23 protein-coding genes and 2 tRNA genes are annotated in these 23,607 nt (G+C 57.4%); 16 read left to right on the top strand and 9 right to left on the bottom strand.

Annotated elements, in window-relative coordinates:
• Positions 1-2: 2 nt before the first annotated feature.
• The gene (locus tag FOT55_RS22475) at positions 3-1,157 is read right to left on the bottom strand and encodes an MFS transporter (RefSeq protein WP_049294881.1); all 1,155 of its coding nucleotides are present in this window, start codon (positions 1,155-1,157) and stop codon (positions 3-5) included.
• 54 nt (positions 1,158-1,211) lie between these two features.
• Positions 1,212-1,619 carry a DUF4186 domain-containing protein gene (locus tag FOT55_RS22470; RefSeq protein WP_062826730.1) on the bottom strand — a complete coding sequence of 136 codons (408 nt, stop codon included), beginning with the start codon at positions 1,617-1,619 and terminating at the stop codon, positions 1,212-1,214.
• Between the two features lie 702 nt (positions 1,620-2,321).
• On the opposite strand from FOT55_RS22470, the gene ompC reads away from it, so the two are divergent.
• Positions 2,322-3,452 carry a porin OmpC gene (gene ompC, locus FOT55_RS22465; RefSeq protein WP_025303634.1) on the top strand — a complete coding sequence of 377 codons (1,131 nt, stop codon included), beginning with the start codon at positions 2,322-2,324 and terminating at the stop codon, positions 3,450-3,452.
• Between the two features lie 158 nt (positions 3,453-3,610).
• Complete coding sequence (locus FOT55_RS22460) at positions 3,611-4,027, top strand: VOC family protein (RefSeq protein WP_025303633.1); 417 nt, start codon at positions 3,611-3,613, stop codon at positions 4,025-4,027.
• On the opposite strand, the gene FOT55_RS22455 is transcribed toward FOT55_RS22460, so the two are convergent.
• Positions 4,021-4,599: a TetR/AcrR family transcriptional regulator gene (locus tag FOT55_RS22455; RefSeq protein WP_147824231.1), complete on the bottom strand. Its 579-nt coding sequence runs from the start codon at positions 4,597-4,599 to the stop codon at positions 4,021-4,023. The genes FOT55_RS22460 and FOT55_RS22455 overlap by 7 nt on opposite strands.
• A gap of 107 nt (positions 4,600-4,706) precedes the next feature.
• Between FOT55_RS22455 and FOT55_RS22450 the strand changes: the two genes are divergently transcribed.
• The 4 genes from FOT55_RS22450 (at position 4,707) to FOT55_RS22435 (ending at position 5,957) form a co-directional block, all read left to right on the top strand.
• The gene (locus FOT55_RS22450) at positions 4,707-5,174 is read left to right on the top strand and encodes a nuclear transport factor 2 family protein (protein ID WP_025303631.1); all 468 of its coding nucleotides are present in this window, start codon (positions 4,707-4,709) and stop codon (positions 5,172-5,174) included.
• A gap of 126 nt (positions 5,175-5,300) precedes the next feature.
• On the top strand, positions 5,301-5,630 hold the full coding sequence (gene osmE / locus FOT55_RS22445) for an osmotically-inducible lipoprotein OsmE (protein WP_025303630.1): 330 nt from the start codon (positions 5,301-5,303) through the stop codon (positions 5,628-5,630).
• Positions 5,631-5,787: 157 nt separating this feature from the next.
• A tRNA-Ser gene (locus FOT55_RS22440) sits at positions 5,788-5,875 on the top strand.
• Between the two features lie 6 nt (positions 5,876-5,881).
• Positions 5,882-5,957: transfer RNA gene (locus FOT55_RS22435), tRNA-Thr, on the top strand.
• Between the two features lie 225 nt (positions 5,958-6,182).
• Here FOT55_RS22435 and FOT55_RS22430 read toward each other — a convergent pair.
• Positions 6,183-6,425 (bottom strand): DinI family protein, encoded by a 243-nt coding sequence (locus FOT55_RS22430; RefSeq protein WP_025303629.1) that lies wholly within the window; start codon positions 6,423-6,425, stop codon positions 6,183-6,185.
• Positions 6,426-7,296: 871 nt separating this feature from the next.
• Here FOT55_RS22430 and FOT55_RS22425 point away from each other — a divergent pair.
• Together FOT55_RS22425 and FOT55_RS22420 are read left to right on the top strand one after the other, a co-directional pair.
• Positions 7,297-7,950, top strand: a complete 654-nt coding sequence (locus FOT55_RS22425) for a helix-turn-helix domain-containing protein (protein WP_147824048.1) — start codon at positions 7,297-7,299, stop codon at positions 7,948-7,950.
• Positions 7,951-8,439, top strand: a complete 489-nt coding sequence (locus tag FOT55_RS22420; protein WP_043136490.1) for an ATP synthase subunit B family protein — start codon at positions 7,951-7,953, stop codon at positions 8,437-8,439.
• On the opposite strand, the gene FOT55_RS22415 is transcribed toward FOT55_RS22420, so the two are convergent.
• The 4 genes from FOT55_RS22415 to ttrS all read right to left on the bottom strand — a co-directional run bounded on the left by FOT55_RS22415 (position 8,432) and on the right by ttrS (position 12,476).
• Entirely contained in the window at positions 8,432-9,163 is a 732-nt protein-coding gene (locus tag FOT55_RS22415; protein WP_147824047.1) for a metallophosphoesterase family protein, read from the bottom strand. The two genes, FOT55_RS22420 and FOT55_RS22415, sit on opposite strands and share 8 nt — an antisense overlap.
• Before the next feature lie 17 nt (positions 9,164-9,180).
• The gene (locus FOT55_RS22410) at positions 9,181-9,843 is read right to left on the bottom strand and encodes a VUT family protein (protein WP_025303625.1); all 663 of its coding nucleotides are present in this window, start codon (positions 9,841-9,843) and stop codon (positions 9,181-9,183) included.
• 340 nt (positions 9,844-10,183) lie between these two features.
• Entirely contained in the window at positions 10,184-10,783 is a 600-nt protein-coding gene (gene ttrR, locus FOT55_RS22405) for a tetrathionate respiration response regulator TtrR (RefSeq protein ID WP_147824046.1), read from the bottom strand.
• Positions 10,755-12,476, bottom strand: a complete 1,722-nt coding sequence (ttrS, locus tag FOT55_RS22400; RefSeq protein ID WP_230201417.1) for a tetrathionate respiration histidine kinase TtrS — start codon at positions 12,474-12,476, stop codon at positions 10,755-10,757. The genes ttrR and ttrS overlap by 29 nt, the downstream gene beginning before the upstream one ends.
• A 228-nt stretch (positions 12,477-12,704) precedes the next feature.
• On the opposite strand from ttrS, the gene ttrB reads away from it, so the two are divergent.
• The 3 genes from ttrB to ttrA are packed head-to-tail and all read left to right on the top strand — an operon-like array spanning position 12,705 to position 17,528.
• Entirely contained in the window at positions 12,705-13,427 is a 723-nt protein-coding gene (ttrB, locus tag FOT55_RS22395) for a tetrathionate reductase subunit TtrB (protein ID WP_147824045.1), read from the top strand.
• 11 nt (positions 13,428-13,438) lie between these two features.
• Positions 13,439-14,464, top strand: a complete 1,026-nt coding sequence (gene ttrC, locus FOT55_RS22390) for a tetrathionate reductase subunit TtrC (RefSeq protein WP_147824044.1) — start codon at positions 13,439-13,441, stop codon at positions 14,462-14,464.
• Positions 14,457-17,528 (top strand): tetrathionate reductase subunit TtrA, encoded by a 3,072-nt coding sequence (ttrA, locus tag FOT55_RS22385; RefSeq protein WP_147824043.1) that lies wholly within the window; start codon positions 14,457-14,459, stop codon positions 17,526-17,528. The genes ttrC and ttrA overlap by 8 nt, the downstream gene beginning before the upstream one ends.
• 38 nt (positions 17,529-17,566) lie before the next feature.
• On the opposite strand, the gene FOT55_RS22380 is transcribed toward ttrA, so the two are convergent.
• A complete protein-coding gene (locus FOT55_RS22380; protein WP_147824042.1) occupies positions 17,567-18,475 on the bottom strand; it encodes a LysR family transcriptional regulator in 909 nt (302 codons plus the stop codon).
• Between the two features lie 125 nt (positions 18,476-18,600).
• Between FOT55_RS22380 and mhbT the strand changes: the two genes are divergently transcribed.
• From mhbT to FOT55_RS22355, 5 genes are read left to right on the top strand one after another with little or no spacing between them, the layout of a single operon-like run.
• Positions 18,601-19,950 (top strand): 3-hydroxybenzoate transporter MhbT, encoded by a 1,350-nt coding sequence (gene mhbT / locus FOT55_RS22375; RefSeq protein ID WP_025303618.1) that lies wholly within the window; start codon positions 18,601-18,603, stop codon positions 19,948-19,950.
• A gap of 18 nt (positions 19,951-19,968) precedes the next feature.
• A complete protein-coding gene (gene gtdA, locus FOT55_RS22370) occupies positions 19,969-21,006 on the top strand; it encodes a gentisate 1,2-dioxygenase (RefSeq protein WP_049208494.1) in 1,038 nt (345 codons plus the stop codon).
• Positions 21,007-21,021: 15 nt separating this feature from the next.
• Positions 21,022-21,723: a fumarylacetoacetate hydrolase family protein gene (locus tag FOT55_RS22365; protein WP_025303616.1), complete on the top strand. Its 702-nt coding sequence runs from the start codon at positions 21,022-21,024 to the stop codon at positions 21,721-21,723.
• 19 nt (positions 21,724-21,742) lie between these two features.
• Positions 21,743-22,387 (top strand): maleylacetoacetate isomerase, encoded by a 645-nt coding sequence (gene maiA / locus FOT55_RS22360; RefSeq protein WP_060433915.1) that lies wholly within the window; start codon positions 21,743-21,745, stop codon positions 22,385-22,387.
• 19 nt (positions 22,388-22,406) lie between these two features.
• Positions 22,407-23,600 carry a 3-hydroxybenzoate 6-monooxygenase gene (locus FOT55_RS22355; protein ID WP_147824041.1) on the top strand — a complete coding sequence of 398 codons (1,194 nt, stop codon included), beginning with the start codon at positions 22,407-22,409 and terminating at the stop codon, positions 23,598-23,600.
• The last annotated feature ends 7 nt before the right edge of the window (positions 23,601-23,607 follow it).

The following is a 23,607-nucleotide window of genomic DNA, read 5'->3' as shown; positions in this document are numbered from 1 at the left end:
AATCAGCGAGTGACGGCCCTGGCGCTGGCGGTCACCGCCAACAGCAGAGCGGCTACGCAGGCGAAGGCCACCGTCAGGTTGGAAAACTGAGCGATGAAGCCGATCAGCGCCGGGCCGGCCAGAATACCGGCATAGCCGACGGTGGTGACGGAAGCGATCGCCAAATTGGCCGGCATGTCGCGCTGGTTGCCTGCGGCGCTGAACAGGATCGGCACGACGTTCGAGGCGCCCAGGCCGACCAACATGAAACCGGCCAGCGAAACGGTGGCGTGATTGAAGGCGATGGCCAGACCCAGGCCGAAAGCGGCACACAGGCTGCCCAGCAGCAGCACCCGGTAGCGGCCCAGCGAGTTCACCACCCGATCGCCATTGAGGCGGCCGAGCGTCATGGTGATGGAAAACAGCGCATAGCCCAGACCGGCCTGGCTGTGTTCGACACCGCGCAACGTGGTGAGGAACAGCGCGCTCCAGTCGAGCATCGATCCTTCCGCCAGAAACATGATAAAGCACAGAATGCCGATGAACATCACCCAACCGCGCGGCAAGACGAACATCGGCCCGCCGTCGTCGGCGCCGCTCTCACGCAGCAGATGGCGGCTGGCAAGCGCCAGCAGGACTATCACCGCCAGCACGGTGAGCAGGGTGGATTGAAGCGGTGTCAGCCCCAACCACAGCAACGCGCTGACGCCGCCGGCGCCGGCAATGCCGCCGATGCTGAAGAAACCGTGAAAGCCGGACATCATCGCCTTGCCGCTGGCGCGTTCGACGATCACCGCCTGAACGTTCATCGCTACGTCGATCATGCCGATTGCCGCACCGAATAGCAGCAGCGCTACGGCCATGCCGCCGAGGGAATCCATCAGTGCCAACAGCGGCAGATCAATACACAATCCCAGACCCGCCATCAGGATCACCGCGCGGCAGCCCAGTTTGCCGGTCAGGAAACCGGTCAGCGGCATCGCCAACAAGGAGCCGGCGCCGATACAGAGCAGCAACAGGCCGAGCGAACCGTCATCGATACCGATGCGCGCTTTGGCGAAGGGGACCAGCGGCGCCCAGGCGGCCATGCCGAGACCGGCGACGAAAAAGGCCAGACGGGTGGCGATCTGTTGAGGAATGCCGGGCGTTTGCTGTTCATTGCACAAGGTAGCTGTCATGTAAGCGTCAGGATCTTGGGTCAAAAGAATGGTGAAAGTTACTGACAGTTTTTATCACAATCCGCGATCCGGATCGAAAATATTCGCGCCTGACATCTCCCTGGCACCGCCTCTGCGCACCAGCCACAGCGCGATAGCTTGGACAATATACTCCTTTTGCTGCTCGTTCAGTGCGACGCCTTGCGGTATGCCGTGCCACTTTTCCAGACAGCTGCGGCAGCAGGTAGCGGTGGCATGCTGGGCGACGAACACCGGGTGGCCGCGCATCGGTGTTTGCTTGCCGTCATTCTTAGGATGGGCGGCGGCCAGGCGGCGGTCGATAAAATCGCGGGCATGGCTGAGTATCAGCGGCAATCCCTTGCCGTCGAGATAAGTTTGGTCTTTGGCATTTAAACGGAAGCGAGCGCGGAAGGGGGAGGTTTGTAGCCGCCGCCACAGCACGTCGGGTTGAAAGGGCATCATGAATTTTACTCGCTGGAGGTGCACTTTTTCCAGGTTATCAGAATTGAAACTCTGCGGCTAATTGTGCCTGCGGCGGGAAATAATCGATGGGATAAAGCACGAAATGAAAAGTAATTTCAATTTGTAGACTAAAATAAGGGAAAAGATTAGCAATTAGTGCGAAAGTAAATTAATGAAACTATATCATTAGGTTATTTATTTGCGTGCTATTTGTACGAGTCGGAATTGTGAGGAGAGTATGGAGAAAAATAAAAAACCGGCCAGAAGCCGGTTAAAGGAGTGCAGAAATTATCCTCGGATCTCAGATAATGAAGGTAATAATGAAAATAATGATGATAGCGAGGTGATTATAGCGGCTGCGTGCGGACGGCGTTTTGGCACAATGTGCTTATTGTCTGGCTCAATTGTATGGTTGGCTTTTTTTTCTTAAAGATATGTATAACTACATGATTTTTTATCAATTAATCTATTCTTTGTCTTTAAGTGCTTTATTTTGTTTGTCTGTAATGTTTTGTGAAAGTTCGCGCGTATTTACATTTGGAAACCTTTATTAATTACACTGAAACACTATCGGATACTTGGTATCATTTTCTTTCTGGATTAATATAACCCTTGTTACCAGAATGGTAATGCACAGTCGTGCTAATAATGCTCGAAAAGGGCAGTGGCCGTAGCTCGACATAATTAACGAGGATAATAACGATGAAACTTCGAGTACTCTCTCTGATGGTACCCGCACTGCTGGTTGCAGGCACAGCAGGCGCGGCGGAAATCTACAACAAAGACGGTAATAAACTGGATTTGTACGGTAAAGTCGACGGTCTTCACTATTTCTCCAGCAACAACGGCGTGGACGGCGATCAGTCTTATATGCGTTTTGGCCTGCGCGGCGAAACGCAAATCAGCGATCAACTGACCGGTTACGGCCAGTGGGAATATCAGGCGAACCTGAATCACGCTGAAAGCCAGGACAACAAGAACTTCACCCGTTACGGCTTCGCCGGTCTGAAATTCGGCGACTATGGCTCCTTCGACTACGGCCGTAACACCGGCGTGCTGTACGACGTCGCGGCGTATACCGACTTGCAGCCTGAGTTCGACGGTATGACCTACGGCGCCGACCAGTTCATGTTCCAGCGCTCCAGCGGCCTGGCGACCTACCGTAACAACGACTTCTTCGGTCTGGTTGACGGCCTGAACTTCGCCCTGCAGTACCAGGGTAAAAACGGCAACGGCGAAGAGACCAACAACGGTCGTGACGTTCTGGGTCAAAACGGCGAAGGCTACGGTATGTCCATGAGCTATGACATGGGCTACGGCATCAGCGCCGCAGGTGCCTTCTTCAACTCGCGTCGTACCAGCGAGCAGAACGGCGGTAACGGTCACCAGAACATCATGGGTCGCGGCGACAAGGCCGAAGGGTACTCCGGCGGTCTGAAATATGACGCCAACGACGTCTACCTGGCGGTGATGTTCACCCAGTCCTACAATGCGGCGCGTTTCGGTAGTTCTGACAGCAGCGTTTATGGCTACGCCAACAAGGCGCAGAGCTTCGAAGCCTACGCGCACTACCAGTTCGACTTCGGTCTGCGTCCGTTCGTGGGTTATAACCAGACCAAAGGTAAAGACTTGGGCCGCGCCGGCAACGGCAAGGACTACGGCGATCAAGATCTGGTCAAATTCGTCGACCTGGGTGCGACCTACTTCTTCAACAAAAACATGTCCACCTATGTTGATTACAAAATCAACCTGGTGGACAACAACGACTTCACCGACGCTGCCGGTATCAACACCGACAACGTGGTTGCCGTGGGCCTGGTTTACCAGTTCTAAGCACCTCAGTGTGAACGTCATCGCGCGGCCTTCGGGCCGCGTTTTTTTTGCCTGTAAGCCGGTAAAAAAGCACGGATTGATCCGCTATCGGCACGGGAAGCACCGTGGTTTTCCTCCTCTAAGCCTACGCTGTCAGTACAGAAAAAGAGGGGGATGATATGGAACTCAAGATCGACAAGGTGATCGAAACGGTGCTCTACGTCAGCGATATTGAACGCGCGGACGCTTTTTACCGGGAGGTGCTGAAACTGCCGGCGATGGTCGCTAACGAACGGTTTCGCGCCTATAACGTCGGCGATCGAAGCGTACTGTTGCTGTTTATCGAGGGCGACTCGCTGCGCGGGGCGCACTATCCTACCGGGTTTATTCCTGCGCACGATGGCGTGGGGCCAGCGCATATCGGGCTGGCGGTGGCGAAAGCGCAACTGCCACACTGGGAACGGCATCTGACGGCCAACGGCGTGGAGATTGAGGGGCGGATGCGCTGGGAACACGGCGGGGAGAGTATTTATTTTCGCGATCCCGACGCCCACCTGTTAGAACTGGTGACGCCGGGCATCTGGGCCAATTACTGATCGACCCCGCCTTGTGCCAGCAACGCCAGAGCGGCATTCAGCACCTGCAGCGCCGCCTGCGGTTGCCGCTCTATCTGCACTCTGACGATGGCGCCGTCGATCAGCATCGCCAGCATTGCTGCCTGCTGTTCCCGCCGTGGGCCGGCGGGCAGGTGACGTGCCAGTTCCTCCGCCATTTGCCGCTTATGCCGGCTGGCGATGTGCAGGCTTTCCGGCAGCAGATCGGCGATTTCCACCGCCGTATTGATAAATGCGCAGCCGCGAAAGCGCGGTTCGTCGAACCACTCCGCCAGGCAGGGCGCCAACGCCGGCAGCAGCCCACCGGTTTGCGCCACATGATGGGCCAGCGATGTGCTGAACCAGGTGAGCCACTGCTGATGGCGATAGGTCAAAAACGCCGTAATTAAATCATTCTTGCTGGGAAAGTGGCGATAGAAGGTCACCTTGGTCACGCCCGATTCTTTGATGATGCGATCGATGCCGGTGGCGCGGATCCCTTCTTGATAAAACAGATCGTGCGCCGTCAGCAGGATGCGCTGGCGGGCGGGTAAGGCGTTGAGATCGGCGGTCATCATTTTCTCCCAGGCTATTTCCGAGTGATTGTAGACAACTCTGTCTACATGCGCTAGCGTAATGACGTAGACAGAGTTGTCTACACGCCTACACTCAGGAGATAAACATGAGCATTAAACCCCCATTGCCGCCTTTTACCCGCGAATCCGCTATCGAGAAGGTGCGGCTGGCGGAGGATGCCTGGAATAGCCGCGATCCCGAACGTGTATCGCAGGTGTATTCCCTCGATACCCACTGGCGTAACCGCGCGGAATTTGTCGATGGGCGCGCGGCGGTGGTCGGCTTTTTGCAACGCAAGTGGGCGAAAGAACTAGAGTATCGGCTGATTAAGGAGCTGTGGGCGTTTGACGGCGCGCGCATCGCGGTGCGTTTTGCCTATGAATGGCGCGACGATTCCGGCAACTGGTATCGCAGCTTCGGCAATGAGAACTGGGAGTTCAATCAGGAGGGGCTGATGATCAACCGTCACGCCTGCATCAACGACATGCCGATCCGCGAACAGGATCGGCGTTTTCATTGGCCGCTCGGCCGGCGCCCGGACGATGTCCCGGCCCTGAGCGATTTCGGTTTTTGAATCTGATGGGATGCTGCGATGGCCTTTTGAGAGCAAAAGCGCACCGATCGACAAAGGGGAATTTGTAGAAAAGCCTTCCCGCTTCTAGACTTAGGGAACAACAAATGCACTCCAAGAGGACAAGCTATGACGAAGAAGTTGGTTTTGGCCGTCGGCACTGCGGCGGTATTCTCCATTCTTGCCGGTTGTACCACCTATGATCGCGCAGCCAGCTATGTCAATGAGCCGGTGGTCAGCGATGTCAAAGTAGGGATGACCAAGCAGCAGGTGCGGGCTATCGCGGGTCCACCGTCGACCACTGCCACACTGGTTCATGCGCAGGGCACCTGCGACACCTATGCGGTGGCGCCGCGCGACGGCAAGGTGCAAACCTACTTTGTCAGCTACAACGACACGGGCCATGTCATGAACAAGGGCTATCAAACCTGTTCAGACTACGATTCTCAGCCGAAATAATCGCGTTTCGGCCGACCAAAAAAGCCTCGCTTGCGCGGGGCTTTTCATTTTTTAAGCGTTTAAGGCCTGAAGTTTAGGCAACTGCACCGGTTGTGCCATTTTTTTGCATCAAAACGATAGACATTTCATAACGGTATCGCTAATATCAGCGCCCATTGGAAGGATGGCCGAGTGGTTTAAGGCAACGGTCTTGAAAACCGTCGAGTGTAACAGCTCCCAGAGTTCGAATCTCTGTCCTTCCGCCAAATTCAGCCGGCTTAGCTCAGTAGGTAGAGCAACTGACTTGTAATCAGTAGGTCACCAGTTCGATTCCGGTAGCCGGCACCATGACAGAGGCCCCAGCAGCGATGCTGGGGCTTTTTGTTATGGTATTGGTGCGCTAGAAAAGTGCACACTGCAGCAGTGCGCGCTTCGAATAGCATCGATATTAACATTAACCAACCGATAACCGGATGGGGGAGGCACCGCGTCAATCCCATTAGCCAAGGGCTGAACGTTTGCATATACTGGCGGAAATATAGCCGGTGGGCGAGTCCGGCTATCAGACAGGGTTCAAATATCAGTGACCAGCCACTGATCCGCTTCTTCGAACATCTCTTCCAACATTCGGTTCAGCTTCTCACGATCGCTTTTGCTGGCGTCGGAGTTCAGGCCGTTGGCCTGCATCGGCTTCACGCGCACCTCCGCCTCCGGGAACAGCACATGCACGCGTTTTTCCAGCTCGTTGCGAATAATCTCGGCGGCGTTGGGTAGCCCAGCGACGTTGCGCTTGTCGTACACTAATTCTACAAACATGACTCACCTGTAAACACTGATTTAATGTACAGTATTCTGGCCTGAGGAAGGCGGGTTGGCAAGAGGGGGGCGCAATTTTGCATAAGGCGTTTATTCTTACTTGCGCAGCGGGCTGCCAAGCCTGCCACTGAATCTTTTCTTTACGTCTGGCCAGTGGTCTGCATTTTCCTCGCTCACTTCGTGCGTGAATATTCAAAGGGCACGATTATCCTCCGCAACCTACATTTTTCTCCCTTACTAATCAGTATGTAAGGCGGTGGCGTCGGGCTGGGGGCTCCCTGGTGTTGGGGGCCCGACGCCACCTTTCTGGTCGCCGTTCTTGGCATAATATCGATCAATGCAGGTATGCGCCGGAACTCGGCGCTACGGGCGCTGACGCAGCTTCTTCGCGTTCTGACAGAGAAAAAATCCCGAGTGTTGGCCAATGGTCGCTCGATGAGCGATGAATAAAGCACTCATCTCATTTCCTTTAAAATTATCGAACCGGGATGCGATTTGCTCTCCAGGTTGGCTTCTGTGCGTTAAATTGCTGCGGGGTTAATGTTTAGCATTTTGGGTTTCTCCTGCGTCGGCTATGGCGTGAATGCGATGAAGATATCCCGGGCGTTGTAAAGCGCCTCTGATGTTTGATGAACGGGCATATGAGTTAGCCTGTGCAGACAGCATTTTTATAAGTAAATTGAATCATTTAAAAGGCAGCCAGTCATGTTCGGCAAGACCGGTGATTCAAAATAAAATTATTATATTACAATGTATTGTATTTATATTTCGTATACCAAAGGCCCCGAGTCATTGTCATAGCCACCCTAGAAGTGGTTTAATGTTTTTAATTCACTTTAATGACGCTAAAGTATAGGTTTAAAACATTATAATGCAACCAAACAACATTAAAATATCAGAAGAAAATGGTATGTCATTGAAAATGATAGGTGAAAACCTTACTTACCTCATGCGCATGCACGGGATTGACGCCAGTCGGTTGAGCAGCGAAACAGGGATAGGTATTGCCACGATCAATAATCTGAGGAAAGGCGTGGGGAATCCCACGATCTCTACGCTTGCGTCCATTGGTGAATTTTTCAGCGTAAAAGTAGGGGAGCTGACTGACAAGGATTTAAGCGTCACGGGAGAGGCCAAACACAATGTGAGATCGCTTCCACTCATTAGCTACAGCGATGTAGAACGTTTTCTGGCCAACACGATCAGAACGGCAGATACCTATACGACAGAAGTCGATGACATGACGGACGATTCGCTGTTTGTGGTAGAGATAACGAATAATTCACTGTCGCCTGAATTAGACCGTGGAACGTATTGTGTGATCTCGCTCAAGGAGCCATTTTGCGATGGCGATATCGTCCTGGTTAAGCTGAAAAATTACCCAATATGCTTAAGGCGAGTTTTTGTTTCCGACGGCGACTTGTTGTTTACAAACATCTCATTAGATTCAGATAGCAGTGTGAAGTCCTATAGCGATTATGCGATCGTCGGTGTTCTATTGAAAATGATAAAGAGGCTGAAATAAATGGACTTATTTAACATAATGAGAAGGTTAAGAAAAATATACTCTCCCAGTTACCTCTATACGTTAGATCGTAGCGTGATCCGAACGGCGGATGGATATTGGCTTTTCAAAGAGTTTGGCACCCATACTTTCGTGAAAAAAAACTGGGGGCAACTCATCGAGGGCGATTTTCTCAGGCATGTTAATCCGAAAGATATCGCTTTTATCGCCGAGACCGAATCTAAAATAAAAATCGCCTCGGCCAAACTGTCGATTCATGAAGAGAAACGAAACTGTATGTGGACGTTGAAAAACGATGTTGATTCGATATCAATATCAGGGGCGGATTTTCTAAGGGATCGCGATCTTGTCGACAAAACCGAGTCCTTGGATGCGACGAAAATAGCCTTCTATGCCGGGGTAAAGGAAGGCAGAGCACTCTCTGCCTCATTGAAAAATGCTAAGAAAAGCGACAGGTCTAAAAAAACAATACTGACGTTGATTAAATAAACCAGGGTTCGACGTGAATATGCTCATCGAACGTAATCACGCTGAAAGCCGAATTGTCTATGCTGCTGACAGCGCTTGTGCCGTTCTTCCATTGCGAACAAATCGCCGGGGAAACAGAGACTAAGGTTTCCCCCAGCTTTCTTTGGAATAGCGTATGTGCATGGCCTGAGCCGATAAACTTAACGTTTAATCGTTGGCAGAGGCTCAAAAACTCCTCGGCATTGTTTAACATACAGCTATCAACAATCGGGGTGCCTACCGGAATAGGATGATGATGCAAGAAGACGGCGACCTTTTTATTGTCACTTGCGACGATGGCTTTTTCAAGCGTGTCGAGCGATTGCGTCGAGATTCTGCCGAAATCTTCATTATCAACCACCGAGTCGATGCTGAGCATGCGCCATTCGTCATCTTCAAACGAGTTTATATCGTAGCTGCCACCCTGCTTACTGGCTGCATCGTCCAGGTTCTTTTTGTTGTCGTGGTTGCCTGGGAAAAAATAGAAAGGTAAGGAAGTGCGGTTCATTATCTTAAAGAAGCGCTCATAAGAGGGGATATCGCCATCATGAGAGATGTCACCCGTCACAATGATTAAGTCGGCATTGATTTTATCGGCATTGGCATTAATGAAGTCAATGGCCCTGTCGAAATTAGCAAGATGCTTCGAAGCCAGCGCGCTTTCATTAGGCATAATATGTATGTCGCTAATCTGAATTACTTTCATGCGAGACCCTGTTGATATTACTTAAATGGATTGTATGAGGTGCCCCAATCATAATGATCGGTGTTTTCTATCTTCTTCACCCACTCGACTAAGGCGATGGCGAGCGGCAGTAATACAATAGAGACGACAACTTTATAAGACCACGTCGTGCTTATGATATTAACCAACTCCATGAAGGTGTATTTTCCTGAAAGACTGATCGGATAGGCTGTCAGCAACAGGGCGGCCTGTGTAGACATGGAGCCAACAATATATCGGATAAAGAAGTATTTGCCGGAGAAGATAATCTTCATCTTTGAAATAATAAAACCATTGACGAAATAAGCGACCGGAACGGACACCCAGGTGCCGATCATGACTCGCCAGAATTCATGGTATAAAGAATAATAGTGTGTGGCGATATCGTTGTTTTCTGGCTGAATAACGGCTGAGAGATTAAGTATTATGACATATAAACTTTGGCAGAACACCATGATCCATATTGCTCTTACCGACAATTTATAGCCATAAACCTCAGTCAGCAATGTGGATATCAAGAAACACAAGGAGAATACAATGCCGCTTGCCGTTATTTTAAAACCATAGATATCAAAGACCTTATAAACCAACGTGTCGCAGGTGATCATAATGGTCACCGTCAGGCCAACAAAAAGGCCATAGAGCTTGAGATTTCCTTGCATTTTTATTCCTTATTTAGTCCGTATTCTTCTGTTATTCATAATCCATACTTATTTAAAACGTTAACCGGATGGCCAGATAGTGGCGTAATGATGCTCGAGCCATGTTGCATGGCCATCATTTCTCTTCATTCAAGGCAACGCCCCTTCTTTCCCTCACGGGGTTCCTGAAGGCGAGAGCGCTACGCTGGGTTTTGCGGAGAATGCTGATAGCCTGTTGGTTGAGAAAAAGTGATCTCACCGTAATTCATTAATATTTCTAATAAATATATTGCCTGGTTCGCGCTGTGTCAATCAAGGAAAGAGGAATACGGGACGTTAGCTTGATGAGGGCTTTATGCATTCACTCCCGGGGCGTGGGCGGTAGAGCCTGCAGCTGAATCACCAATTCCGCCAGGCTGGCGGCCTGCATTTTCTCCATCACTTTTGCCCGGTGAACCTCTACGGTGCGCAGGGCGATATTCAGCCGCTCCGCCATTTCCCGATTCATCATGCCCCGCACCACCAGCTGCGCGATGTCGCGTTCTTTCGGCGTGAGCGTGCGGTAGCGGCCGCAAGTTTCATGGCGCTGCTGGGCTTTGGCCGAGACCTGCTGTGCCCGTTCGAGGGCGGCGATCAGCGGTTCTGCGGCGATCGGTTTTTGCAGGAAATCCACCGCGCCGTACTTCATCTGCTCCACCGCCATCGGCACGTCGCCATGGCCGGACAGGAACACCACCGCCAGCGTACTACCGCGGCGGCGCAGTTCCCCGTAAACCTGGTGGCCGTCAAGTTTCGGCATCCGCATGTCCAGCAAGACGATCCCGGTCTGAAACAGATCGGCCTGCGCCAAAAAGCCGGCGCTGTCATTCCAGCACTGCACGTCGTGGCCGAGGCTGGTCAGCAAAAAATGGCAGGCGTCGGTGACGGCGGCGTCATCGTCCACCAGATGAATTAGCGACATGGTTTTCCTCATCGTTCAATATGAAATGCAGCGTTATGCACAGCCCATTGCGGCTGTCGGGGGCGGGGCGGTTAGCCAGGCGGATTTCGCCGCCGCCGTAGCGGGCCAGGCGCCGGCAAATGGCTAACCCCAGCCCCATGCCGCCGGCTTTGGTGGTGTTGAAGGGGCGAAAAGCCTGTTCCAGCCCGGCCGTTGTCATGCCGCCCGCGTTGTCCTGCAGATGCAACTCGATCGCCCGTTCGCTCTGGACGGCGGAAAGCCAGACGGCGTTGGCTCCGGCCTGCGCCGCATTCAGCAGCAGGTTCGCCAGCAACTGTTCCAGCAGCGCCGGCGGCAGGGTTAGCGTCAGCGAAGGCGCCACGTTGTTGAACAGTTTCAGGTCGGGATAGCGCTGCGTCAGGCGCAGCAGCGTCCACACCCGCTCGGCGGTTTCGCTTACCGCCGCGGGTCGCCAGCGTGTTTGGTCTATCGCCTCAGCGGTGGGCTGCACCCACTGGCGCAGGTTATGAATTGTCTCGCCGCCGCGCTGCGCCTGTCGGTCGATATTTTCCAACGGACCCAACAGCGGATGCCCGGCGTCCGTTTTGCGCAGTTGGATCAGGCATCCCTGCGCATAAAGGCGAATAGCCGCCAACGGTTGATTGAGCTCGTGCGCGAAGCCGGAGGCCATTTCCCCCAGCACGTTCAGCTGCCTGGCGTTCTCCAGCGCCTGCTCCTGCCGCCGCAGTTGCTCTCCGGCATGGAGCAACTGCCGCCCGCGCCGGCGTACCAGCAGCGCGATCCAGATATGGTTGACGATCAACAGCGCCAGCACCGCCAGCGACAGGCCGACGGCCGTCTGATGCTGGATCAGCCAGCTCTTGATATCCAGCCACAGCCGCCGCTGTTCCGGGTGTTGATTGACGGCGCGCAGCAAGGCTTCCACCTCGCTGGTCGAGACCGGTGCGCCCCATTGAAAGGGAGACTGCGGAGGTGCGGTCAGCAAGGCTCTTGCCACCGCATCCACCAGTGAGTTATCCAGGCCGGGCAGGGCGGCGAACGACCAGTTGGGGTAAAGTGGCGTGCTGCTGACGCAGGGAACCGATGTGGGCCGTTGCAACAGCGGGCGAAAATCCGCCGGGTTGATCAGGCCTTCTCGATCCATTTTCTCCAGCAGGCAGACGGGGACGATGGCGGCCTGAATGGCGCGCTCGCGCAACAGATAGAGCAGGGCATCGGCAGGGAAACCGGTAAAGCGCAGGTGGAAATCGCGATCGGGCCGCATACCGGCATCGCTGAGCGCCTTATAGCCGGTCAGATAGCCGCCGAAGGCCTGCGGATCGATGGCGCCCAGCGTTTTGCCCATCAGCGCCTGCGGCGTCGTGATGCCGCTGTCGCGCCGCACCAGAATCACGCTGCCGATGATGTTGCCCGTTGCCCGATCGCCGTTGGCGGCGCGCAATGATGCCAGCCAGCGCAGATGATAGCGGCTGTTCAACTGCACGAACTGCGCCGGATTAGTGACCACGAACTGCACGCTGCCCCGATTGACCGCTTCGCGCATCTGTGCCAGATCGAGCGGCTGCAGGCGGAAGCGCTCACCGCCGACACTGCCGTTGAGGCTGTCGATCAGCGGCTGCCAGTCACGCGCGGTCGCCGCATCGCCGCGCATCGCCAGCACGCCGACCGACCACTCTCCCGCCTGTGCCGCCATCCCCCAGCCGAGACTGAACAGCAGTAGTAACACGACCCTCACAGCCCCTCCTGATGGGCAATTTGCCTGCCGCCACTTGTTTTAGATCAACGTTGGGGCCGGTATGTGGTTAACCACAATAGAGCGCCATCGATGCCATTTTTACACTGTAAATCATCGACATTGTTTATTCATCTAACAGGCATCAATAGCGTGATCGGGGTGATGCCCAGGGCGTGGGAGAGGCGCATGGACTTCAGTAAACGGCAGTTTTTGCAGCAGCTGGGCGTGTTGACGGCGGGGGCTTCGCTGATCCCCGTGGCGGAGGCCGGGCTGACGTTAGCGCCGACGCGGCGCGAGGGGGATGCGAGCCGCCGCTACGCGATGCTGATCGATCTGCGGCGTTGCGTCGGGTGCCAGGCCTGTACCGTGAGCTGCGCCATTGAAAACCAGACGCCGCACGGCGAGTTTCGCACCACGGTAAACCAGTACCAGGTCAGCCTCGAAGGTGAAGCGGTGGCGACCAATGTGCTGCTGCCCAGGCTGTGCAACCACTGCGACAACCCACCCTGCGTGCCGGTGTGCCCGGTACAGGCCACCTTCCAACGCGAGGACGGGATCGTGGTGATCGACAACACGCGCTGCGTGGGGTGTGCCTATTGCGTGCAGGCCTGCCCGTACGATGCCCGCTTTATCAATCACGCCACCCAAACGGCGGACAAATGCACCTTCTGCGTGCATCGGCTGGAGGCGGGATTGTTGCCGGCGTGCGTGGAGTCGTGCGTGGGGGGAGCGCGGATCATCGGCGATATGCGCGATCCGCACAGCACGCTGAGCAAGATGCTGCGGCGCCACGAGGCCGAGATCAACGTCCTCAAGCCGGAGAACCAAACCGCGCCCCATGTGTTTTATCTGGGGCTGGATGACGCCTTCGTCACGCCGCTGCCGGGGCGGGCGCAGGTTGCCTTATAGGGGGAGGGACGATGAGTCGCCAACTGATGATCGCAGAAGTGCTGGGCCAACCGCAGGCGGTGAGCTGGCTGCCGTGGGCCGTGCAATATTTCTTCTTTATCGGCATCGCTGCCTGTGCTGCGCTGCTGGCCTGCGTGTGGCGCTGGCGCGGTGGAGAAAACGCCGCGCATCTGGAGCGCATGGCGCTGTTTATTGGGCTGACGTGTGCCATCACCGCACCGCTGGCGCTGACCGCCGACCTGCATCAAACCGCCCGCTTCTGGCATTTCTACGCCTACCCGACGCCCTGGTCGTGGATGCCGTGGGGCGCGCTGTTCTTGCCGCTCTTTACCCTGCTGATCGGCCTGTGGTTTCTCGCTCTCGAATTTGCGCGGCTGACGGGCAGGCCGGTTGCGTTGCTGCGTGGGATTGCGCCCGCTTGCGCGCTGGTGGCTATTGGCCTGCTGTTGTACACCGGGCGTGAGGTTTCCGTCGTGCGTGCCCGCCCAATCTGGTTCAGCTACGCATTTCCGATCGTGATGTTCCTCAGCGCGCTGCAGGCGCTCTTGGCCTTGCTGCTGCTGACATTGCGCGAACGGCCCGGTCTGCAGGCGCCGCTGGCGCGCGGGATGCTGCTGACGTTACTGCTGCTCGGCGGGGCGATCCTGCTGTGGGTATGCGGCGATACGTTATCCGGCGCGGCGGTACGCCACTGGCTGCAGACGCAGGCGATGGCGCGCCGGTATGCCGTGGGATGGATTGCGCTGTGGGGGCTGACGCTGGCGTGCGCCGCTTGGGCCGGCTCTCGGCGCTTGCCGCGCGGCGGTACGACGCTGCTGGTGGCCGGCGCACTGGGGCTGAGTTGGCTGATGCGCTGGACGCTGTTGATCGAGGTGCAAACCATCCCGAAATACAACGCGACGTATTCCCCTTATAGCCTGCCGCTCGGCACCGATGGCTTGCTGGCGATCGTCGGCACTTTCGGGTTGTGGCTGGCGTTAATGATCATGGTGCGTGAAGTACAGGCGTTTTTACTGCGGAGAAAACAACATGGCTAAACTCACCCGGCGTCAGTGGTTGAAAGTGGGCCTGGCCTTCGGCGGATTGTCCGCCTTTGGCCTGAGCTATCGCGAGGTCGCCAAACGGGCGATCGACGGCTTGATTCACGGCACTTCAGGGCGGGTGACCCTGGATCGCATCAACGGCAACTCCCTGCCGCCCGAAGGGCGGGCAAGGCCGGAATGGCAAGGCAATCCGCAGCAGGCCATCTCGATGACCCAGTGTTTCGGCTGCTGGACGCAATGCGGCGTGCGGGTGCGGGTGGACAGGCAGACCGACCGGGTATTGCGCATTGCCGGCAACCCGTATCATCCGCTGTCTCAGGAACGGCACGTCGACTCGGCCTTGCCGCTGCAGGACGCGTTGGCGCAGCTGGGCGGCGAAAGCGGCCTCGACGCCCGCTCCACCGCCTGCGCGCGCGGCGCCACGCTGCTGGAAGGGCTTTACAGCCCGCTGCGCGTGCTGGAGCCGATGAAGCGCGTCGGCAAACGCGGCGAGGGCAAGTGGCAGCGCATCAGCTTCGAGCAGTTGATCGCTGAAGTGGTGGAGGGCGGCGATCTGTTCGGCGAGGGGCATGTGGACGGCCTGCGGGCGATCCGCGATCTGGAGACGCCGATCGATGCCCGACAGCCGGGGCTGGGGCCGAAAGCCAATCAGCTGCTGGTGACCAACGCCGGTGACGACGGGCGCGACAGCTTCCTGCGGCGTTTCGCCCAGAACAGTTTCGGCAGCAAAAACTTCGGCGCGCACGGCGCTTACTGCGGGCTGGCCTACCGTGCCGGTTCCGGTGCGTTGATGAACGATCTGGACAAAAATCCGCATGTAAAGCCTGACTGGGAACAGGTCGAGTTCGCGCTGTTTATGGGGACCTCGCCCGCGCAGTCCGGCAACCCATTCAAGCGGCAGGCTCGGCAACTGGCCAGCGCCAGATTGCGCAGCGAGTTCCGTTATGCGGTAGTGGCGCCGGCGCTGCCGCTGACCACCACATTGGCGGACGATCATGGCCATTGGATCCCGATATTGCCGGGCACCGACTCGGCGCTGGCGATGGCAATGATCCGTTGGATCCTCGACCACCGGCGTTATCAGGCCGGTTATCTCGCCATCCCGTCCGAGGCCGCCATGCAACGTGCCGGCGAGAAGAGCTGGACCAACGCCACGCATCTGGTGATCGCCGAGAGCGAGCATCCGCGGGCGGGGCAGCATCTGACGTTGGCCGATCTGAATGGCGCCGAGTCGGCGTCGCCGTTGGTGGTCAACGGCGCGGGGGAACTGGTGGCGGCCGAGGCGTGCGACAGCGCCGAGCTGTGGGTAAGCCGTACGGTGACGCTGCACGACGGCGTGCAGGTGGGGGTGAAAAGCGGCTTCCAGTGTTTGAAAGAGGCCGCCGACAAGCTGTCGCCGGAGGCGTACAGCCGGCAATGCGGCGTGCCGGTGGCACGCATCGCGGCACTGGCCGAGGCCTTTACCGCCCACGGGCGCAAGGCGGCGGTGATCGCCCATGGCGGGATGATGGCGGCAAACGGGTTTTACAATACCTGGTCGGTGATGATGCTTAACGTGTTGATCGGCAACCTGAGCCTGGAGGGGGGCGTGTTCGTCGGCGGCGGAAAATTCAACGGCTTCGCTGAGGGGCCGCGCTATAACCTGGTCGAGTTTCCCGGCCTGGTAAAACCGAAGGGGCTGAATATCGCACGCAGCAAGGCCGCCTATGAAACCTCCGACGAGTACCGCGAAAAAGTGGCGGCGGGCGTTTCCCCCTGGCCGGCCAGGGCGCCCTGGTATCCGTTCGTCGCCGGGCAACTGACCGAGCTGCTGACATCGGCGCTGGCGGGGTATCCGTACGGGCTGAAAGCCTGGATCTCGAACATGACCAACCCCTTGTACGGCATCGCCGGGTTGCGCGGCGTGGCGGAGGAACGATTGAAAGATCCGGCGCGTTTGCCGCTGTTTATCGCTATCGATGCGTTTATCAACGAAACGACGGCGTTGGCCGACTATATCGTCCCGGACACCCATAACTTTGAGAGCTGGGGGTTCAGCGCCCCCTGGGGCGGCGTCGCCAGCAAGGCCACTACCGCGCGCTGGCCGATAGTGACGCCGGCGACCGCGAAAACGGCGCAAGGGCAGCCGATTTCCATGGAGGCGTTTTGCATCGCCGTCGCTAAACGCCTGGCGCTGCCGGGGTTCGGCGATCGCGCTATCGGCGACGGCCAGGGCGGGCTGTTGCCGCTCAACCGTGCCGAGGATTATTATCTGCGCGCCGCCGCCAACGTGGCGTTTGCCGGCAAGGCGCCGGTGCCGGCCGCGAGGGCGGACGAACTGACGCTGAGCGGTGTCGATCGCTTGTTGCCGCAGCTTGCGCAGACGCTGCGCGCCGATGAAATCGACCGCGTGGCGTTTATTTACAGCCGCGGCGGCCGCTTCGCCGATCACGACAGCGGCCGCCGCGACGGCAGCGTGGGCAACCGGTGGGAGAAACCGCTGCAGATCTGGAATGCGGAAGTGGCGCAGCACCGGCATGCGATCACCGGTGAGCGTTTCAGCGGCTGCCCCACCTGCTATCCGGCGCGTTTGTCGGACGGCCGCGCGGTGGAAGCGCTCTACCCTGAGCAGCAGTGGCCACTGCGCCTGATGTCCTTCAAATCCAACGTGATGAGCAGCTCCACCGCGGTGATCCGGCGCCTGCACGACGTGAAACCGGTGAACCTGGTGGCGCTGAATCCGGCAGACGGGGCTCGTTTCGGCATTCAACACGGCGACCGGGTACGTATCAGCACGCCGGGCGGCAGTCGAGAGGTGCGGATCAGTTTACTGGCGGGCGTGATGCCCGGCGTGATCGCGGTGGAACACGGCTACGGCCACCGGGAGATGGGGGCCAGTCAGCACTACCTGGACGGTGAACCGCTGGCGATGGATGAGCGCATTGCCGCCGGCATCAACCTCAACGATTTGGGCTTTGCCGATCCGACGCGCGAAGTGCCGAATACCTGGCTGGATTGGGTGACCGGAGCGGCGGTGCGTCAGGGGATCCCTGCGACCATCGTCAAGCTTTCCGCGTAGGCGCAGCCGTAAATCTGCTGTGGCTGCAGGTGGGGGTGTTAAGCCTGCGTCAGCAGCTGCAAAAAGCGGCTCAGCGCGGTAAAAGGCGGTTCGCTGTTGCGCCAGAAGACGCCCACGCTGCCTTTCTGCTCTATCTTCGGCAGATTCAGGATCGCCAGCTGCCCCTGGCTGGCATAACGCTGCGCCAGCCGTAGGGAAAGAATGGAGATCATATCGCTGCTTTGCAGCAGGTTGGTACTGACGTTCATGGATGCCGATTCAACCGTGTTTTCGGGCAGCATCACGCCGTTATCCGCCAGCGCATTATCAATGCTGAGGCGGATGGGCGTGCCGGTCGGCCAGACAATCCAGCGCCAGTGGGTGAGATCGCGCCAGCTGAGGGAGGCGGATTCCGCCAGCGGATGGTGAGGGCGGGCAACAAAGCATACCGGTTCGGTGTAGAGCACTTGATAGTTGAGCGGCAGTTGCAGCGCCCGCCCGCCAACGCGGCCCACGACGACGTCCACCGCGCCCGCGATCAGATCGTGCAGCAGCGGGGTCATCACCTTTTCCTCAATATTGAGATGCAGCGTTGGCATTTCCTGCAGCAGGCTCAATATGGCCTGCGAAACGCAGTCGGTGGCGACCGGCGAACAGCCGATTTTCAGGCTTCCCACCAGCCCGCCTTGCTTAAAGCGGGCGATTTCAGACTGCGAACGCTCGAGATCGTTGACCAAGCGCTGCGCATGCTGAAGCAGCAGTTTCCCCCCCTCGGAGGGGCGCAGCCCTTTGCTATGCCGCTCAAACAGCGTGATCCCAATCTCATCTTCGAGCTGTGATAACCATTTTGACAGAGCGGGTTGGGAGATGTTCATCATCCGGGCAACGTGGGTCAGATTTCCCTGCTCACCCAACGCCACCAACATTTGCAGATGGTGAAGTTTCATTTTCTGCGCCCAGTTCGCCATTTGCTATAACCCTCCGGTTATGTCTCTGCCTGAAAAGCCATTGTACATTTTATCGCTAAGGATACAAATTCGTAACATACCTAAAACAAGACAGACATCTCCCTACCTGCACCGAGGCGCTCACTATGACTCAACGGCGTGATTTACAAGCACTGATCGATGCTGCTCCCATCGGTAAGACGCAGTGGCGCGTTATCATCTGCTGCTTTTTGGTGGTGATGTTCGATGGTTTTGACACCGCCGCCATTGGTTTCATCGCACCCGACATCCGTACCCAATGGCAACTGACCGCCGGCGAACTGGCACCGCTGTTTGGCGCGGGGCTGCTGGGGTTGACGGCGGGCGCACTGCTTTGCGGCCCGCTTTCTGACCGCTTTGGCCGCAAGCGCGTCATCGAACTTTGCGTGGCGCTGTTTGGCACGCTGAGCCTGATTTCGGCCTTCTCCCCCGATATGCCAACGCTGGTCATTTTACGTTTTCTCACCGGCCTGGGGTTGGGGGGCGCGATGCCGAACACCATCACGATGACCTCTGAATATCTGCCTGCTCGCCGCCGTGGTGCGCTGGTCACGCTGATGTTCTGCGGTTTCACGCTCGGTTCAGCCCTGGGCGGGATCGTCAGCGCCCAACTGGTGCCGGTGATGGGGTGGCACGGCATTTTGGTGCTAGGAGGCGTTTTGCCGCTGATGCTCTTTGTGGTGCTGCTGTTTGCCCTGCCGGAATCCCCGCGCTGGCAGGTCCGCCGCCAACTGCCGCGCAAGGTGATTGCCAAAACGGTCAGCGGCATCACCCGAGAGTGCGATGAAGAGACCCATTTTTACCTCAACGAAGCCGCTACGGCGGCCAAAGGGAGCATCAGCCCGCTGTTTGCCGGCCGCCAGCTGCGCATTACTCTCATGCTCTGGGCGGTTTTTTTTATGAGCCTGTTGATTATCTATCTGCTCTCCAGTTGGATGCCGACGCTGCTTAACCATCGCGGTATAGATCTGCAGCATGCCTCTTGGGTGACCGCCGCTTTCCAGATGGGCGGAACGCTGGGGGCGCTGGGGCTGGGCGCGTTGATGGACAAATACAATCCCTTCCGGGTGTTAGCGGCGAGCTACGCCCTGGGCGCCGCGTGTATCGTCATGATTGGTCTGAGCGAGAACGGCCTGTGGCTGATGGCGCTGGCCATCTTCGGCACCGGCATCGGCATCAGCGGTTCGCAGGTTGGGCTGAATGCCTTGACCGCCACGCTCTATCCGACACAAAGCCGGGCGACCGGCGTCAGCTGGTCCAATGCCATTGGCCGCTGCGGCGCGATTGTCGGCTCGCTTGCCGGCGGCGTGATGATGGCGATGAATTTCTCATTCGATACGCTATTTTTCATTATTGCCGTGCCGGCGGCGATCAGTACGGTGATGTTAATGCTGCTGACGGCTGTCGTTCGCCAGTCTGCCCCAGCCCCTGATACGTTGCCTCGCGCAGCGTCGTGAATGAAAAGGAGAATCCCTATGCCTGAACGCAATCAGGATGTTAATCCCAGCCGCCAGCAGTTCTACCGGCATATTTCCGGGCAGAACCTGACCCCATTGTGGGAGTCGCTGCACCATTTGGTGCCGCAAACGCCGAATGCAAACTGCGCTCCGGCTTACTGGAACTATCAGGCGATTCGCCCGCACCTGCTGGCCAGCGGCGAGTTGATTGGCGCCAAAGAGGCGGTTCGCCGCGTGCTGGTGCTGGAAAACCCGATGCTGCGCGGACAGTCCTCCATCACCCCGACGCTGTATGCCGGATTGCAGTTGATCATGCCGGGCGAAGTCGCGCCGAGCCATCGCCATAATCAGTCGGCATTGCGTTTTATCGTCGAGGGGAAAGGGGCATTTACCGCCGTTGACGGTGAACGTACGCAAATGCATGAAGGCGACTTCATTTTGACGCCGCAGTGGCGCTGGCACGATCACGGTAATCCCGGCGAGGAGCCGGTGGTATGGCTGGACGGGCTGGATCTGCCGCTGGTGAACCTGCTGGGTTGCGGTTTCGCGGAAGACTATCCGCAAGAGCAGCAGCCCGTGACGCGCCAGGAGGGGGATTATTTACCGCGCTATGCGGCCAATATGCTGCCGCTGCGCCATCAGAAAGGCAACTCATCGCCCATTTTCAACTACCGCTACGATCGCAGCCGGGAAGCGCTGCACGACCTCACCCGCATGGGGGACGCCGACGAGTGGGACGGCTACAAGATGCGCTACGCCAACCCGGTGACCGGCGGCTATCCCATGCCCTCGATGGGCGCCTTCCTGCAGCTGCTGCCGAAAGGCTTTTCCTCACGGAAGGCGCGCACCACGGATAGCACCATTTACCACGTGGTGGAAGGGCGCGGCCAGGTCAGCATCGGCAGCGAAACCCTTCACTTTTCGGCAAAAGATATCTTCGTGGCGCCGACCTGGTTCGACGTGTCGTTTCAGGCGGACGAAGACACCGTGTTATTCAGTTTCTCGGACAGGCCGGTTCAGGAAGCCCTGGGACTGTTCCGCGAAGCACGTTATTAATTTGGGAGAGACAAAATGACGCAATACGTATTTGCACCGCAAGCCCCCGTGACGGTTCCTGTTGTGGGGAGTGATAAACAGTTTCCCGTGCGCCGTGTCTACTGCGTCGGGCGTAACTATGCTGCGCATGCCCGCGAAATGGGCTTTGACCCGGATCGTGAGCCACCGTTTTTCTTCTGCAAGCCTGCCGATGCGGTGGTGCCGGTGGCGGCCGGAGAAACGCTGGCGTTGCCGTATCCGTCGCAAACCGACAACTATCACTACGAAATCGAACTGGTGGTGGCGATTGGCAAACGGGGGAGCGATATTCCGCTGGAAAAGGCGCATGAATACATTTGGGGATATGCCACAGGCCTGGACATGACCCGCCGCGATCGGCAGATGGACATGCGTCAGATGGGGCGCCCATGGGAAATCGGCAAGTCGTTCGATCTTTCTGCGCCCATCGCGCCATTGCATAAAGCCGGCGACAGCGCCGACGTGAACAACGCGCCTATCTGGCTGCAGGTCAACGGCAGCGATCGCCAGCGCAGCGACATCCGCCATCTGATCTGGTCGGTGAATGAAACCATCAGCTATCTGTCCGGCTTTTTTGAGCTGCAGCCCGGCGATCTGATTTTTACCGGGACGCCGGAGGGGGTGGGCGCGGTGGTGAAAGGCGATGTGATTACCGGCAATGTAGAGGGGCTAACCCCGATCGCCGTGAAGATTGTCTGAGCCGATTCAGAGGTGAATGATGAAGCTGTACAGTTTCTTTAATAGCTCAGCGTCCTACCGCGTGCGCATTGCGCTGGCGCTGAAAGGCCTCCATTACCAGACGGTGGGGGTCAATATTCGCATCGGGCAGCAGAATGAGCTGGCATATCGGCGAATGAACCCGGTCGGGCTGGTGCCGACGCTGCTCACGGACGACGGTGAGTCTCTCAGCCAGTCGCTGGCGATTATTGACTGGCTGGATCGCCATTTTCCTCAGTCGCCGCTGTTACCGACGGCCGACCCGGCGCGCAGCCGGATACTGGAAATCGTTTATGTTATTGCCTGCGATATTCATCCGGTAAATAACCTGCGGGTTTTACGCTACCTGAGTGAAGAGCTGAAGGTGAGTGAGGAAGAGAAAAAACGCTGGTATGCGCACTGGATCCGCCAAGGGCTGAGCGCCGTAGAACAGCTGTTGCTCCAGAGGCCGCCAGGACCCTTCTGCGTTGGCGATACCCCGACGTTGGCGGATTGCTGCCTGATCCCTCAGTGGGCGAATGCCCTGCGGATGGGGTGCGATCTGAGCGGGTATCCGCGCTGTAAGGCGGTTTACGACGCCTGTACTCAGCTCCCGGCGTTTATCGCCGCGGCGCCCGAAAACCAACAAGACAAAATCTCAGCCTGAGCCCGAAAGGAGGAAAACAATGGCTAAAGTGATGCGCGCAATTATCGTCGGGGGAGGCATTGGCGGCGCAGCGACTGCGCTCTCGCTGGCTCGCCAGGGCATTAAAGTGATGTTGTTGGAAAAGGCGCACGAGATTGGTGAGATTGGGGCGGGTATTCAGCTCGGCCCCAACGCCTTTTCCGCGCTGGATAGCCTGGGTGTGGGCGGCGTAGCGCGTCAGCGCGCCGTCTTTACCGATCACATTACCCTGATGGATGCGGTCAATGCCCAGGAGGTGGTGCATATTGAGACCGGGCAAGCATTTCGCGATCACTTTGGCGGTCCCTATGCGGTTATCCATCGGGCGGATATCCACGCCTCTGTTTGGGAAGCGGTATTGACCCATCCGGATGTGGAATACCGTACCTCAACGCAGGTGGCGGGTATCAGCCAAACGGTGGACGATGTGACGGTATTTGATGAGCAGGGTAATCGCTGGACGGCGGATATTCTTATCGGCTGCGATGGCGTGAGGTCGGTGGTGCGGCAGTACCTGCTGGGCGATGCGCCGCGGGTGACCGGACATGTGGTTTATCGCGCCGTGATTAATTGCGATGAGATGCCGGAGGATTTACGCATTAACGCGCCGGTACTGTGGGCGGGGCCGCACTGCCATCTGGTGCATTACCCGCTGCGCGGCGGGAAGCAGTATAACCTGGTGGTGACGTTCCATAGCCGTCAGCAGGAGGAATGGGGTGTGAAGGAGGGCAGTAAAGAGGAGGTGCTTTCCTATTTTTCCGGTATTCACCCGCGTCCGCGCCAGATGCTGGATAAGCCGACCTCGTGGCGCCGCTGGTCAACCGCCGATCGTGAACCGGTGGAGAAATGGGGCAACGACCGTATCACGCTGGTGGGAGACGCAGCGCACCCGGTGGCACAGTATATGGCGCAGGGAGCCTGCATGGCGCTGGAGGATGCGGTAACGCTGGGTAAAGCGCTGAAAGAGCATGGAGGGGATGCGGCAAAAGCGCTTGCCCTGTACGAGTCGGTACGTATTCCACGCACGGCGCGCATCGTCTGGTCAACCCGTGAGATGGGCCGTGTTTATCACGCCGCAGGCGTTGAGCGCCAGGTGCGTAATCTGTTATGGAAAGGCAAATCTCAGGCGGAATTTTATCGCGGAATGGAATGGCTGTACGGCTGGAAAGAAGAAAACTGCCTGCAGCTGCGCTGAAAGAGAG

The organism is Serratia bockelmannii, from assembly GCF_008011855.1.
Lineage (GTDB): Bacteria > Pseudomonadota > Gammaproteobacteria > Enterobacterales > Enterobacteriaceae > Serratia > Serratia bockelmannii.
The sequence above is the reverse complement of the archived record's forward strand: the minus strand, read 5'-3'. Positions and strand labels throughout refer to the sequence as shown.